General features: G+C 36.4%; 13 protein-coding genes. 1 reads left to right on the top strand and 12 read right to left on the bottom strand.

The window, feature by feature from the left end:
• Positions 1-110: 110 nt before the first annotated feature.
• Positions 111-1,298, bottom strand: coding sequence for a M20 family metallopeptidase (locus ACQV2G_RS06835; protein ID WP_428873363.1), 1,188 nt, complete (start codon positions 1,296-1,298; stop codon positions 111-113).
• A gap of 161 nt (positions 1,299-1,459) precedes the next feature.
• On the opposite strand from ACQV2G_RS06835, the gene ACQV2G_RS06830 reads away from it, so the two are divergent.
• Positions 1,460-2,800, top strand: a complete 1,341-nt coding sequence (locus ACQV2G_RS06830) for an MATE family efflux transporter (protein ID WP_428873364.1) — start codon at positions 1,460-1,462, stop codon at positions 2,798-2,800.
• A gap of 75 nt (positions 2,801-2,875) precedes the next feature.
• Here the strand turns inward: ACQV2G_RS06830 and ACQV2G_RS06825 are convergent, their stop codons facing one another.
• The 11 genes from ACQV2G_RS06825 to ACQV2G_RS06775 form a co-directional block, all read right to left on the bottom strand.
• The gene (locus ACQV2G_RS06825; RefSeq protein ID WP_428875250.1) at positions 2,876-3,226 is read right to left on the bottom strand and encodes a hypothetical protein; all 351 of its coding nucleotides are present in this window, start codon (positions 3,224-3,226) and stop codon (positions 2,876-2,878) included.
• A gap of 342 nt (positions 3,227-3,568) precedes the next feature.
• Positions 3,569-5,077: a DUF1846 domain-containing protein gene (locus ACQV2G_RS06820; protein ID WP_428873366.1), complete on the bottom strand. Its 1,509-nt coding sequence runs from the start codon at positions 5,075-5,077 to the stop codon at positions 3,569-3,571.
• A gap of 157 nt (positions 5,078-5,234) precedes the next feature.
• Positions 5,235-6,314 carry a M42 family metallopeptidase gene (locus ACQV2G_RS06815; RefSeq protein WP_428873368.1) on the bottom strand — a complete coding sequence of 360 codons (1,080 nt, stop codon included), beginning with the start codon at positions 6,312-6,314 and terminating at the stop codon, positions 5,235-5,237.
• A gap of 11 nt (positions 6,315-6,325) precedes the next feature.
• Positions 6,326-7,117, bottom strand: coding sequence for a Cof-type HAD-IIB family hydrolase (locus ACQV2G_RS06810; protein ID WP_428876431.1), 792 nt, complete (start codon positions 7,115-7,117; stop codon positions 6,326-6,328).
• A gap of 128 nt (positions 7,118-7,245) precedes the next feature.
• The gene (locus tag ACQV2G_RS06805; protein ID WP_428873370.1) at positions 7,246-7,509 is read right to left on the bottom strand and encodes a YkvA family protein; all 264 of its coding nucleotides are present in this window, start codon (positions 7,507-7,509) and stop codon (positions 7,246-7,248) included.
• Positions 7,510-7,594: 85 nt separating this feature from the next.
• Positions 7,595-8,584 carry an MsnO8 family LLM class oxidoreductase gene (locus ACQV2G_RS06800; protein WP_428876430.1) on the bottom strand — a complete coding sequence of 330 codons (990 nt, stop codon included), beginning with the start codon at positions 8,582-8,584 and terminating at the stop codon, positions 7,595-7,597.
• A gap of 25 nt (positions 8,585-8,609) precedes the next feature.
• Positions 8,610-9,101 carry an FUSC family protein gene (locus ACQV2G_RS06795; RefSeq protein WP_428873373.1) on the bottom strand — a complete coding sequence of 164 codons (492 nt, stop codon included), beginning with the start codon at positions 9,099-9,101 and terminating at the stop codon, positions 8,610-8,612.
• A 348-nt stretch (positions 9,102-9,449) separates the two neighbouring features.
• Positions 9,450-9,815 (bottom strand): DUF937 domain-containing protein, encoded by a 366-nt coding sequence (locus tag ACQV2G_RS06790; RefSeq protein ID WP_428876438.1) that lies wholly within the window; start codon positions 9,813-9,815, stop codon positions 9,450-9,452.
• Between the two features lie 127 nt (positions 9,816-9,942).
• Positions 9,943-11,727, bottom strand: coding sequence for an ABC transporter ATP-binding protein (locus tag ACQV2G_RS06785; RefSeq protein WP_428873375.1), 1,785 nt, complete (start codon positions 11,725-11,727; stop codon positions 9,943-9,945).
• On the bottom strand, positions 11,714-13,477 hold the full coding sequence (locus ACQV2G_RS06780) for an ABC transporter ATP-binding protein (RefSeq protein WP_428873376.1): 1,764 nt from the start codon (positions 13,475-13,477) through the stop codon (positions 11,714-11,716). Before ACQV2G_RS06780 ends, ACQV2G_RS06785 begins: the two co-directional genes overlap by 14 nt.
• A 131-nt stretch (positions 13,478-13,608) precedes the next feature.
• On the bottom strand, positions 13,609-15,450 hold the full coding sequence (locus ACQV2G_RS06775; protein WP_428876429.1) for a heavy metal translocating P-type ATPase: 1,842 nt from the start codon (positions 15,448-15,450) through the stop codon (positions 13,609-13,611).
• Positions 15,451-15,734: the final 284 nt, after the last annotated feature.

Genomic DNA, 15,734 nt, shown 5'->3' with positions numbered 1-15,734 from the left:
ATATAGGACAAATCAGGCCAGAAAGTGTGAAAATACAGAAGAAATTAGTAAGGGAAGGAGGAAAGTTCCAGCAGGTATTTTTTATCCACTGTAACAGATGGGACTCCTTTTTAACCTACAAACTCATCAACGACTGCAGCCATTGATATTGCCGAAATTTTTAATGATTTTTCATCGATTTCAAACTTTGGATGATGATGAGGGTAACTATTTTCTGGATCTTCATTGGCACCAATATAGAAGAAACAACCAGGAACTTCTTTAAGATAATAAGAGAAATCTTCCGAAGGAGAAATAGGTCCACTATCTTCAACAGCCTTAATATCAGAGATATTTAGACTTTCAAGTGCTGATGTAACCCTCTTAGTAACTGCAGGATCATTATATAATACAGGATAGTCTGGCTTATACTCTAATTCTGTTTCTACTTGGAAACTCTCTTCTAAACCTTTGGCTAATTGTGTTACCATATCTTGAATAGTCTTAGCTGTTTCTTCCGACATTGAGCGAACATCACCTTCTAGAACTACCTTATCTCGAATAATATTAAATTGACCTTTACCATCGAATGAACCAATTGATAAAACGCCCATATCAAATGGATTTACTCGACGACTAACTACCGTTTGAGCATTCATGACGAAAGACGAAGCAGCTACAATTGCATCGTTTGCATCATGTGGAGCCGAACCATGTCCACTTTTACCCTTAATGGTTAATTTAAAATAAGCTCGGGCAGTTTGGGTATTTCCTTCATGCGTATAAACGGTTCCGAGTTTAAACTGACTCATCACATGAGCACCAAAAATGTAGTCTACATTTTCTAAGGCTCCAGCTTTAATCATTGCTTTAGCTCCTCCTGGTGGAACTTCTTCAGCTGGTTGATGAAGGATTTTAATTGTACCTTTAATTTGGTCTTTTAATTCAATTAGAGACTCGGCTAAAATCAGCATATAAGCGGTATGGCCGTCATGACCACAAGCGTGCATTACCCCATTATTTTTTGATTTAAATGGCAAATCTACCTCTTCCGTAATAGGTAATGCATCAAAATCTGCCCTTAAAGCGATTGTAGGTCCCTCTTGACCCCCTTTAATTGTAATAACATGGCCATATTGTCCTCCTAAGTCCGTTTCGATATGATCTATGTCAAGGTCTTTATAGAAGTTTTTAATATATTTAGAAGTTTCTTTTTCTTGAAAGGATAACTCTGGATGTTGATGTAAATAACGGCGGATTTCAATTATGCGTTCTTCTTTATTTTCGATTTTAGAAATTAATTGCTCTAATAGTGTCATAGCAAACGCCTCCTCTACTCCATCATATCTACTTTAATTAAAAAGTAAAGACATACACATAGGGTGATATATAATTAAGACAAAAAAATTCTCATCAAATTCTTACAGCTTTTTTCTTAGAATTAGGTATAATGAAAGGACAGTTTAAAGTGAGGTGTCCTATGAATAATCAAGATTTTTATCGTAAAATGTTAGCCATTGCGATTCCGATTTCTTTGCAAAGTTTAATCGTTTCGTTTCTAAATACTTTAGATACCATGATGATCTCATCACTGGGACCGGAATCAATCGCAGGAGTCGGCTTGGCCAATCAAGTCTTCTTTTTTTTCACTATGATTTGTTTTGGTACAGCCACGGGAGCTTCAGTAATGATTGCTCAATACCATGGTCGAGGTGATCTTGCTAAATTACAAAAGGTTAATGCTTTCTCGTGCTTAATTACCTTTGTAGTAGCTTGTCTTTTCACTTTGTTGGCATGGCTAATACCAGAAAGAATATTAGGCTTAATGATTGATGATCCTGCTGTCATTGCAGAAGGGTCTAAATATTTAAGAGTAGTTGCTTGGTCGTATGCCTTAACTGGTGTCAGCTTCGTGAACAGTGTGGCTCTTCGCTCAACTGGAAACCCTCGTTCGCCATTAACAGCCGCTATAGTTGGTTTTGTTTTCAATGCTTTTTTCAATTATGCCTTTATTTTTGGTAAGTTTGGTTTCCCAGAATTAGGGGTAGTGGGAGCAGCAGTGGGTACAATCATTGCTCGATTAATGGAATTATTGGTTATCTTTTACACAGTCAGTCGCTATGATTGTCCGCTTAATGGTTCGATTAAAGAGATGTTTAATTTTAAGGGAGATTTTATTCAAAACTTTTTGCGCATCACCTTTCCTGTCATTGTTAATGAAACCTTTTGGGGACTCGGTCAAGTATTATATAGTGTGGCTTACGCCATGGTTGGTACTAAAGAAACAGCTGCCATTCAAGTTGTTTTTGCCATCCAGAACTTAGCCTTTGTTTTAATACGTGGTCTATCCAATGCTTGTACGATTATGTTAGGAAATACGATTGGGCGCGGCGTTATGGATGTTGTTTATCCTCATGCCATCCGTTTTCTTAAAATGGGCGGAGTCATTGCCTTATTTGTAGGCCTTTTCTTATCCGTTACCCCTTCAATTAGTTTACAGTTGTTTCCCAATTTAACACCAGAAGTCTATGAACTTTGTAAGACTTTACTAAATTATATGGGCTTTATCTTCATTTTAAAAGCTATTAACTCCATTCTGATTGTAGGTGTTCTAAGAGGTGGAGGCGATACGAAGTATTCCCTTTTCTTAGAAATGGGATCTGTATGGTTAGTAGGCGTTCCCTTAGCTTTTCTAGGAGCGGCTGTGCTTAACTTTTCTATTCAATGGGTTGTAATGTTAGCGGCCACGGAAGAAATTACCAAATTAGTGATTGGCCTATTTAGAGTAAAATCTAAAAAATGGATTCATCAAATCTCATAAAATAAAGACTGCCGCTCATAAACGGCAGTCTTTTATAATTAATGGAGTTCTTCTAATATTTCTTGCATTCCAGCTCTAGGAGGTAGTGTTGAATGAAGTGAAGCAAAAACCTCGTATCGACCAGTCGATCAAGCCAGATCGGTCAAAATATCTTTTGTAATATACGAATCCTTGACTTATTTTTAAGGCGAAGTCCGGTTCGATGAACGTAGCACGTCCAATAGCCACTAAATCCGTATAATTCAAGGCTCTTTGAGCAGCGTTAGCATCAAATACGCCTCCTAATAAAACAATTTGTTGGATAGTTAAGGGCACAGTTTCATGATCTAGGAAATCTAAATCCACAGCTGACGGACCATATACTGTTAAACCTTCGCTGGCTCTTTGATGAGCTTGGTAACCGGAATGGTGGATTTGTATAATCACTTTGTTGCCTTTAGACTTTACTTTTTAGCTAGTTCTTTTAAACCAGCTAAATAGGCATCAGCAAAGCGGCTAATTGCACCCTTCTTTGGTAATCCTCCAAGGTTTCTTGGCTGGAACCCCCTTTTTAACCCCCCCAAAAAGACATCATAGGGGGTTGAACAATCCGGTTAGCTAATTGTGCACCGTGTCTTAAGCGAATAGAATCTGTGAATTTCTTCATCTTTTTCCTTCTAAATTATTATCGTAAATATAAAGTATTAAAACTAGTTTAAACTATTAATTAAAAACTTCTACCTACTGAGACTTCAATAAGTAGAAGTTTGGATTGAGTGTCATCTGGGCTTAATTACCTTTTAATGAACCCGAAACAAAAACGGCATCACAAGTAATATCAATCCCCAAGTTTTGTAATTGGTTTTTAGTATCTTGTGATAGGATGATGCTAGAATGCGCTTGAGCACCACTTAATTTAGATAAGGCTTGATAGGCTGCTTGAGCCGTTGGGTTTGTCACTGCTGAAATTGCTAGAGCAATTAGTAATTCATTTAAAGTTAAAATGGGATGCTTACTTTGCAACTTGTTAGCTTTAAGATTTTGAATGGTTTGTAAAATCATGGGAGCTAAGAGGTCAATTTGGTCTGAGATACCTGCCAAGGTCTTTAGAGCATTCATAATCGCTGCCCCCGGTGCATCCATTAATTCGGTTCGTCTGCCAGTAATCATTTGTCCATCGCTTAATTGAATAGCAATGACTGCCGGAATCTCTTCCTGCGAAAAACGTTCCTTAACCGATTGAGCATAAGCTTGAGCCTTAACCACTGGAAGACGATCTTCAGCTGTTAACCCACTTTCTTCCATTAACAAGTGCATTTTCGAACGAACCTCTTCATCCACAATGCCGACTTTATAATCTTGTTCTACTTGGAAATAGCGGCGAATAATTTCTTGCTGGGCCGCTTCTTTAACAACTTCTTCATCGGTAATTCCCGATTTAATCCGATTAACTCCCATATCCGTTGGGGATTGGTAGATTAAATTGGGTGAACTCGTATTAGCTAAAATCCGACGAATAACTGGGAACATCTGCATGTCGCGATTATAATTGACCGCCATTTCGTTATAGGCATCTAAATGATAAGAATCAAGAACATTAATATCATTTAAATCAACTGTTGCGGCCTCATAAGCCACATTAATTGGATGTTTTAGTGGTAAGTTCCAAACTGGGAAAGTTTCAAACTTAGCATATGAAGCCTTAATTCCCTTTTGATGTTCATGATAAAGTTGGTTCAAGCAAGTTGCTAGCTTGCCCGATCCAGCCCCTGGACCAGTTACAATAATCAAAGGTTGACTAGTTTCAATGTATGGATTTTTAGCAAAACCATTTTCCGAAAAGACAACTTCCAGATCAGTTGGATAGCCATTAATACTCTCATGTAGGTAAACTTTAACTCCTCTGTTTTCAATGTTTTTCTTGAAGACAGTGGCATTTTTTTGTCCTTTATATCTAGTTAATAGAACACTGTTTACTTGAATGTCTAACGCTTGGTATTCATCAATTAGCCGCAACACTTCTTGGTCATAAGTAATACCATAATCGCCCCGCATTTTATGATGTTCAATATCTTCGGCATAGATACAGATAATAATCTCAGCACGATCTTTAAGCTTGGTTAAGAGCGTTAATTTGACGTCCTCGTCATAACCTGGTAGTACCCGCTTAGCATGCTTATCACCGATTAATTTACCGCCAAATTCTAAATAGAGTTTATCAATATTCTCAAGTCGCTCAAAGATATATTTCGATTGTTCTTTGAGATATTTATCGTTATCGAAACCTAATTTTTGCATCCTCCCAACCCCTTTCATCACATACAAATTATTTTATCAAAACTTTTGGTGGGACTAAAGATTTTCTTTATTAAATGAGTTAATAAAGACTTTTTTTCTTTTTAACGTTCAGTTTTACATGAAAAAGTCTGCTAATTACTGAATCCATTGTATTCTTTTACTTTAATTCAAAGTGGTTAAAGTCTTCTGCTGTTAAGTTCTTAACGAATGCTAGGCTCAGGTCCACAGTATTTTCGAAGTCTTTATAAGAGCAGAAGCAATAATTAGTATGCGCATAACGCGTCGGAGTACCTAAAGTAGCTACAGGAACTCCTTTGTTAGAAAGATGAATAGACCCAGCATTGGTTGAACCACCTTCTCTTACCGCATGTTGTAAGGGAATATTTTTTTCAGTAGCTAGTTGCTGAATGCGATTGAGTAACCATTCGTTGGCAATATAAGAGTTATCTCGGTAACGTAATTGAGGTCCCATTCCTAAGCGAGCTTGTTCTAAGTATTCATCGGCAGTAAAGTCATCCGAAGGGGTCCCTTCAAAAACTAAGGCCATTTGGGGATTCACACGTTTACTAGTAATGACTGCTCCACGCATTCCCACTTCTTCTTGGGCAGCAAAGGCAGCGACAAGATTAAAAGGTAGATCTTTAAGATGATCTTTCATCTCATTCATTATAGCCACCGAAACGGCCACACCGATTCGATTATCAAATCCCTTGCCAAACATTACTTGATTGCGCTCATTAAAAGCAAATTTTGTAGCAGGCACAATCGGTTGCCCGATTGTAATTTTAAAATCTTCAATCACTTCTTGACGACTACTTGCCCCAACATCAATTTTTAAATCAAATAAGGTTATCTTTTTGGCTCTTTCTTCTGCAGTCATAAAATGAATTGGTTTAGAAGTTGAAATACCTGGGTGGTAATGGCCTTGACTATCACGGACTAAATAATGTTGGGCCGAAACGTGTTCTGCTAGCCAACCACCTAGAGGCTGTAAGTGGATTAAACCGCTCTTATCAATTGCTTTAACCATAAAGGCTACTTCATCAGTGTGGGAGTCTAACATCAAGGTGGGTTTTAAAGGGTCTAGTTGATCAAGGTTATAATAAGCATTCTTAAGGTTGTCGATTTGTAGACTATAAGCTCCCTTATACTTATTAAGGACCTCTAAGACTTCATCTTCAAAGCCAGGCGCCCCTTTAGCGTTTACTAAATCACGAATTAGGTGTTGATAGTTCACTTTATTCTCTCCTATTCTAATATTTTGAGTACTTCTTCAATAATCCCATCACCATATTTTTTCTTAGCTGTAATCATGGCTGTTCGTTTAACTTCGTCTAAAGCATTGAAAGCAGCAATACTACGCCCTGCTTCTTTTAATAAGTCAATATCATTGTGGTTATCACCAGCAGCTATAACTTGATCGCTAGTAATTCCTAGATAATCAGCGATCCAATGCAAGGCTCTCCCTTTACTAACATTCGCTGCTACAATATCCATCGCCCAATCTGAATAAGTAAGATAGCGATACTCTGGTTTAAGATTATTAACTAAAGCATGGAGTCGAGACAAAGCTGTTTGTGGATGGTCATCGACGATTAAGAATTTATCCACTTCCATGCTAGCCCAATCTTCTGGCTTAATTGGGCGAATGGTTTGTTCAGTAAAGTTGTTTTTCAATTCATGTCGAATAAACTCAGTATCCTCTAAAGCAAACTCTTCCCCATTCACAACATAAACAACCGTTAGTCCCATGCTTAAAGCCACTTCGATTAAAGGACGTAAAGGTCCAATAGGAAAGCTAAAGGACTGAATTACTTGTCCTTCTAGCATAATATTAGCGCCATTAGAGGTCGCATAAGGAAGCTTTAAATCTAATTCATCAATAATGGGTTGCACAGCCTTAGCTGAGCGACCAGTTGCTAATGTGAAAGCGACATCTTTTTCAGCCAAAGTGGCTCTAAATTGTTCAAAATTGGGACTCCACTTCTTATTATGATCCAAAAGTGTATCATCTAAATCGGATAGAAATAATTTAAACATAGTTTCTCCTTACTTACATAATTTGTTATCATTACCTGATTTAGTATACCCCAAATATTATATAAAATAAATTATAAGCAAAAAGCCAAGTTCACTTAATTTGAAGTGAACTTGGCGAATTCATAGTATTAATTGGCTTTAATTGCTTGCTGAAGCATATGTTCAGGCAAACGTTTGACCACACTGTTAACCATTAAAGGAAGTAATAAAGCGTCATCCATAAAGCCTAAAGGACCTAAAAAATCGGGCAGCAAATCGGTTGGTAGTAAGACATATAAAAAAGTTGCAAAAATTAGAACTCTAGCTAAGATGGGTGTTTCTCTCTTGAATAAGGATGTTATAAAGAGTGGAAACTTTTCGACTAAAGTTAATTTAATCGGTTTCTTTTTCATTTAATCACTTCTTTCGGTTGACTACGACTCTACAACTATATTCTAAATGATTGTTGTTATACTTTAATCCAACTAGAGTCTGACTTTATTTAAAAAGTTCAGCCAGTAGTTTATAAGAATGTAGACGTGCTCTTTGATCAGGTATGGGCATATAAGCCATTAATTCATCGATGCCTAAGCGATCAATTTCTTCATGTAGAGTCTCTCCAACTTGTTCTGGTGTACCTTTTAGGATAAATCTTCTTTGATATTTTTCGTCTAGCATAGCTTGTTCTTCTAAACTTAAATCGATGGCTTGAGCACGTTCAGAAGACATTAATGCTAAATTATTTTTACGAATATGAGTAATTTCGGAAGGTCTTGCCCAATAATCTGCTTCTTCTTTTGAATCAGCTAAAATAATTTTATAAGAAACCATCACTTTGGGTTCTTGGAAAAATTCACTGGGTTGAAAATGATCGCGATAAGCTTTAAATACAGAAGTTTCCGTTTCTACTCCAAAGAATTTTGCAAAAGAATATCCCAATCCCATTTGACCGGCTTTGATAGCGGATTGCCCAGATGACCCTAACATCCAAGGTTGAGCAATAGTCCGGGTTTTAACTGGAATGGCTTGAGTCAGGCCGTAAAATCCTTTGGGAATAGTATCTGTCATATAATCTAATATGACTTGAGCTTTGTCATATAAATGGTCAAAATCAATCGAATTTCCTTGAGAAAGAGCCATCATACCATTGTAATCCGTTCCTGGCGCCCTTCCAATACCAAAATCAATCCGATCGGGTGCTAATAAAGTTAGAGTCTTAAAAGTTTCAGCAACTTTTAAGGGGGAATAGTTTACAATCATTGTTCCACCTGTCCCAAGGCGAATTTGTTTGGTAACTGCTGCTAAATAGGCCAATAAAATTTCTGGAGCAGAACTAGCCAGGTTAGACCTACCATGATGCTCTGAAGCCCAGTAGCGATCATACCCCATAGCTTCCAATTCTTTGACCATTTCAATGGTCTTTTCATATCTGGTTTGAGTGGACTCTCCTTCATTTAAAGGTAATAAATCATGAATTCCTAATTTCATTTTAATCTCCTTCTTAAGTATTGAGTTAATGGTTTTTATCTGACGGACTGGGTAAGAGATAATTAATGGCAAGGGCCACAAGGACTCCCATGACCGTTGAAAACAAACGAATCAGCGTATAGCTTAATTGATTATTTACAGGTATATTAAAAAAAATTACTAGCATAGTGGCACAGCCGGTTATAATCCCTTTTTGTAAGTGAATACGATTAGCGACAGAAATATATAAGATAATGGCTATTGGAGCGAGTATAATCAATATTTCATCTTGGCTAGATGTAATCGGAAAGAGGAAAATAAATAATAAAGCCACCACACCTGATAAAAGAACACCCATAATTCTTGCCTTACCAAAGGTATAACTACTTTCCAAGTCCTGTCTGAGTGAAAAAATAGCCGCTAGACAAGAAAGGGTTGGACTGATTTTAAGGACGTAAAAGGAAAAAAGAATGCAAAGAAAGACAGCGACTGCTGTTTTAAAAGTACGCATACCGACCGGCGATTTTGAAAAATCCAATTTAACACCCTCTTTAAATAGATAGAATTATTATAGCACGGCTTCTCTAGATAATCATTATATCGCATATTTTTCCTAAAAAGGGATGAAGCTAAAAAAGTCCGCTAAGAATAGCGAACTTTTTAAGCATTATTTAAATAGATCCAAAATCCCACCCAGGATACCTTCCTCGCCATTAGTTTGTTCTTTATAATCAGGATGCAGCTTGATCACCTATAGGGTATTACCTGCGCTAGTTGGAGGCTCTCCACGCTCTTTTAAAGAAGAATTAACTCTTTCATAAGTCTGACTGACTTCTTTTTGAGGGCCCTCTTTATCTAGTTTTTTAGCCATTTTACGATCGACCATCTATTTTAATAGCAAGGGTGCTACTACAATCAAAGTTCGCTTAACAGCATTCACAGACAATTCTAAAGTGTTGGCGATACAATCAAATATAGTTGGCTTATCTTCAAAGACATGAGCTAGAATTTTATCTCTATCTTGAGGATCAACATTTTCGCTTAATTGGTCGACGGATGGATAGTCATTAATGTCTTCATGCTTACTTAAAGCATTATTAAAGAATTCTAAGCATTCAAGTGTTTGAGTCTTTTTATTAATTGCTGTCAAGATAATTGGTAAACCAATAGTAGCAATTTTACCCAAGACTCCTAAATATAAGCCTGCTTTATTAGCAAGATTTTTCTTATTTGTGCCTTTGAACCTTGTAATAATCTATCTAATAGATTCAATACATCAAGTAAGCCCATCATCAACTCTTTAAAGTTTTATTATTTAAGGATAATGTAAAAATTAAGAAAGAACTACTAAAACGCTGACTGAGGCTTTAGCAACTTAACTATTTTTCTTTTAAGGACTGTAAACGGTACATATCGTAATAGATTCCTTGATGAGCAATTAGTTCATCATGTTTGCCAACTTCAATAATATTTCCTTTATTCAAAACGTAGATTTGATCAGCTTTTTTAATGGTTGATAAACGGTGGGCAATCACTATTAAAGTAGCTTGTTGTCTAATTTTATCTAAACTTGTCTGAATATATTGCTCACTTTCAGTATCCATGGAGGCCGTTGCCTCGTCAAGAATTAAGATTTTAGGTTGGCGAATCACTGAGCGCGAAATATTGATTAATTGTTTTTGACCAGCTGATAGGGAAGCTCCTCCCTCGGTTACTAAATGGTCATAACCATCAGGGAAAGCTTCAATAAAGTGATCAGCTCCGGTGAATTTTGCAGCTGCAATTACTTCTTCATCCGAATAGTCTCCATGCAAACGAATATTATCCTTGATACTACCATAGAACATAAAAGCGTCTTGTTGTACTAAGGAGACTTGGTCTTTTAGGGTCTCTATGTCATAGTCTTTGATAGAGACTCCGTCAAAATTAATTTCTCCTTGATCAAAGTTATAAAACCGCATTAAGAGATTGATGATGGTCGATTTACCAGATCCAGTGTGGCCGACCAAAGCAATCATCTGACCTTGATGGGCTTGAATATTTATATCTTTAAGCACCAGTTGCTCTTGGTCATATGAAAAGCTTAAATCTTTAGTTGAAACTTCGCCATCCAATTGTCTTTGAATTTTCTTATTAGTTTGGCTGGGGTTAATATCTGAGTTTGATAACAGCTTACGCCCTCTGGAAGCAGATACCAGGCCATCTTGATAAACAGAAAGACTATCCAACATATTACCAATTGGATTAAAGAATGACTTGGAGTAAGAGGTGAAAGCATAAATTATACCGATATCTAAGTTGTTTCCTTTTAATAGTTGATTACCAAAAATCCAAATTACTAATACTAGAACAATTTGTTCAATCAAATTAACCGCTGGCATTAAAAAGATCGCATTCATTTTGAACATATTCGTTCTTGCTTTAACATATTCTTGGTTAACTTGGTCAAACTCATCTTTCATACGCTCGGTCTGATTAAACTGCTGAATTAACCACATTCCCATAGTCGATTCGGCCAATTTAGCATTCACTCGTGCCAGAGCAGACCGCATCTTGCGGTATACGACTGTCGATATTTTTTGATAAATATAAATTAGAATAAACACTAAAGGTAGAAAGGCAATAAACATCCAAGAAATACCAGCGTGTAAACTAAACATAGCTGTTCCAACGGTTACAGCATTAATGAAGCCATCAAAAAAAGTTAAGAAAACATTCCAGAACTCTTTAATTGTTTCAGTGTCATTTGTAATGCGCGAAACAACTTCGCCGTTAGGAGTTTGGTTGAAATAGTTCATACTTAACCGGCCTAGTTTTGAATACAGACGGTTACGCATACTTGCCACAGTGTATTCGCTCGCCATAAAGAAGTAAAAATCTTTGGCATAAATCAAGATCATTCTTATAATCAAGAGGCCCAAATAAGTTAAAGCCACTTTGATGGTGATATTAAAACTTGTCACTTGACCAGCTGAAATACTGTCTAAATAACGTTTAATAATAATCGGCAAATAGGCAGCAATAGATGAGGAAGCAATCATTGCAATGACAGAAATAAGAAACCGCCACCACTGATTGGAAGCGAAAGAGAAGAGATAACGTAAGATATCGATTTGTTCAAGAATTGAAAATTTAGTTTGTCTAGTTTTCTTATTCTTCTTCACCGACTTCACCTCCTAATTTCTCTTCTAATTGTTGTTGGGTAAACATATTGGCATACCAACCATTCAAGGCAACTAGCTCTTGATGGTTTCCTCTTTCAGTTATTTTCCCTTGGTCTAGCACAATAATCTCATCGGCATGCATAACAGAAGATAGGCGATGAGTCGCAATAATCGAAATGCCATTATCTCTTTCATCTTTTAACTTACTTAAAATAGCTTGTTCAGTTCTAGCATCCACTGCTGATAGGGCATCATCCATTAATAAAATTTGAGGCTGCATAGCCAGCGTTCTTGCAATTGAAATCCTTTGTTTTTGACCACCAGAAAGTGATACCCCTCTCTCACCTACTTCCGTCTCATAGCCATCAGTAAAATCAAGAATATCTTGGTGAATATCAGCTATTTGAGTGTAATGTTCCACTTGATCTTGTGACATATCTGGCCGGCCAAAACGAACATTCTCTCTAACAGAAGTTGAAAACAACAGGTTTGTTTGCGGAATATAGCCTACATGGTCTCTTAAGTAAGTTAAATCAATCTTAGTTAAATCTTGATTGTCAAATAAAATCTGACCTTGATCTAAATCATAGAGACGAACTAAACAGTTTAAAAGGGTCGTTTTACCTGAACCAGTTTTGCCGACAATTCCTAATGTTTGTCCTTCGCTTAGTTCAAAAGTAACATCTTGTAAATTAATTTCTTCACTAGTAGGATAGGTAAATTGTTTGATATCAACCTTTAGGTTTTTAAATGGAAGTTTCTTAATGCCATCTTTTGGATTAGTAACACTCGCCTTTTGAGCTAGGAGTTCTGTTACCCGGTCATAGGATGCATTCCCTCTTTCCATGGTATTGACTAAACGACCCACTGCTAAAAGAGGCCATGTCATATTACCTAAATAAGAAAAATAAGCAATCAATTGACCAATCGAGATTCTACCCTCACTGACAAAGTATGAGCCAAAGATAATTGTTAAAACATAAGTTAATCCTGTAATTAAGTTAATGATAGGAGAATAGGCTGAATTGACTAAGTGGACCTTACGATTTTGAGCAATTACATTATCAGTTGCTTTTACAAAGTCTAAGTGGTCTTCTTTTTCTTCGCCAAAGGCTTTAATGACTGTCATTCCAGCTACACTTTCTTGCACATGATCATTCATTTTAGAAAAAGCTCTTAGGGACTCTCTAAAGTATTTATTAATCCACTTACCTAAGTATCTTGAAACAAAAATAAGCAGAGGGAAAGGAACAATTGTATAGAGTGTTAACTTCCAATCAATAATAATTACCATGGAAAAAAGTGTGACGATTGTGATAGATAAGGCATCAGTTAAGGTTAAAATACCTCCCCCAGCTACAAAGCGTAACGCTCGTAGGTCATTAGTAGCGTGAGCCATCAAGTCACCGGTACGGTATTTTCCGTAAAAGGTTTGATCCATTTTTGTAAAGTGGTCATATAATTTATTACGCATAATCGACTCTAAAATAGTGGAATTAGTAAATAGATTCGATCGCCACATATAACGTAAGCCATACATCATTAGACCGACCAATAAAAGCAATAACATATACTGTAAAAGAGAGGATGAAGTTAGACTACCTTTTGCCATTTGGTCAACTACTTGACCAATTAATAAAGGAATTATTGCAGATAAAACCGCACAAGAAATCAACCCCCCTATTGCCAAGGTATAGGTCTTCCATCTTAATTTAAAAAACCATGCTAATTTGCGAAAAATTGCAAACATTATTTTTCTTCCTCTCTATATTTTTTCAAGTAACTCTTATTGTAGTATATTTTAATCTCGATTTCATATTAAATGCATAAAACTCTCCCAAAATACCAAAAATGGGAGAGAACCAAGATTAAAAGTAAAAATTATTCATTTAAAGACTCGTTTTGTCTTAAAAGACGAAGACCGTTTAAAATAACTAAAATAGTGGAGCCTTCATGAAAAACTACACCTAAAGGTAAGTCTAAAGTACCTAGAAAGTTAAGGACAATTAATATAAAGATGACACTAATAGCAAAGATAATGTTTTGCTTAATGATTCGATTTAATTTATGACTCAACTGGTAAGAATAAAATAGTTTCAATAAATTATTTTTTACAACGATAATTTCAGATGACTCCATCGCGATAGAAGAGCCAGATCCCATGGCAATACCAATATTAGCATGGGCTAAAGCAGGAGCATCATTAATTCCATCGCCAATCATGCCCACTACCTTATCCTTTGCTTGACTTTCTTTAACATATTTTATTTTATCTTTGGGTAAGCATTCAGCCACTACGTCTTCAATCCCTACCTGCTGACCTACTTTTTTAGCAACTTGATGGTTATCCCCAGTAATCAGGACAACTTCTACTCCGGCTTGCTGGAATTTCTTAACCGCTTCAATTGATTCGGAACGAATCTTATCAGCTAATGAGAGATAACCTAATACTTTTTCTTGATTAGCGATAAAGATAGTTGTATGCCCTTCTTCTATTCGATCAATATATTGTGCATAATTTGCTAAGTGTTCAAAAGTAGAAGGCTTTCCAACTTGAATTTCTCCTTTTTTCATCCCTTGTCCTGGTAATTCTTCCACCTTTTCATGGGTATCTACTTCCGACAAGTCTAGATCCTTAAAATGCTTAACAACTGCTAGTGCAATGGGATGGTTGGAACCTTGTTCCATATAAACTACTTCTTTTAAGTAGTCTTCTTCTAGCTCATAATCAACCACATCAAAGACACCTTGAGTTAGAGTACCAGTTTTATCTGAAAATAGAATATCCATGGTATTTAATGATTCCATGGCTGCTCCACCCTTGACCAAAATACCATTTTTAGCTCCATTAGAAATGGCTGATAAAGTGGCTGGAGTAGCCGTAGCAACTAACGCACAGGGACTAGCCACCGTTAGCAAGACCATGCCGCGGTAGAAAGCCTCTTGGAAGGAATAATCCACTAAAAAATATAAGGCAACAATGAATAAAGGCACAGCGATTAAAACACCCATAGCATAATGTGATTCAAAGCGATCGATAAAACTCGCTATTTTAGATGGATTGGACTGGGCCTCTTGAACCATCCGAATAATGGAAGAAAAGACTGTATCTTTACTTAGCTTACTTACCTCTAGTCTAAAAGAATTTCCTTCATTGATTGTACCAGCAAAAACTTCTTCGCCTTGATTTTTTTCTACTGGTAAAGATTCTCCGGTTAAAGCAGCTTCATTTATGATTACCGATCGATCTGAGAAACCATCGATTGGTAAGGCATCACCCTTAGCTACCAATACTTGATCACCTATTTCTAAACTATCTGTAGGCACTTCTTTCGTTTCACCATTTGGTAAAATTTTTAAGGCTACATTAGGCACATGCCCCATTAGTTCTTCGATGGCCTTAGTAGATTTATTGGTTGCATATTCTTCTAAAACTTCGGCCCCTGCAAAGATGAATAAAAGCATAGCTCCCTCAGACTCATAATTAATAATAACAGCTCCTAAAGCTGCTAAAACCATGAGGAGGTCTACATTCAATTTTTTTTCAATAAAAGTCTCACTGACAGCTTCTTTAGTGGCAAAAAAGCCTAAAAAGAAAATAGCTAAATAAAAAGCAAACCGACTCAAAAGAGGATTAAATGAAAATAAGAAACCTGCGATCATTAAGATAGTTCCTATGGCAAAAAACTGCCCTTCACGATTCCTAAAGATACTAACCACCACAAAATCTCCTTCTTTCTTTCGTAATTCTCTAACAAAAAAAGCGCACCAAAGACAGTTAATGAAAACTGTCTCACAGGTACGCTAAGGTATCTCTGCTGTCCTCGCAATGAGGACCGGGCTGCATGATTATATCACCGCTTGATCAGAAATATTTAATTGTTAAAGTTTATAATCATATTATACCGTCTATTTATTTTTTGTCAAGGTGTTTTTAAATCTTTTCGAAATGATGTTAAACGTAAATGATAATGTCTCAAGAGAACACAAATCAAAATGTCCCACTA

It is taken from the genome of Facklamia sp. P12955, from assembly GCF_050409565.1.
GTDB lineage: Bacteria > Bacillota > Bacilli > Lactobacillales > Aerococcaceae > Facklamia.
Note: the sequence above shows the minus strand (reverse complement) of the source record. Positions and strands in the feature narration are given on the sequence as shown.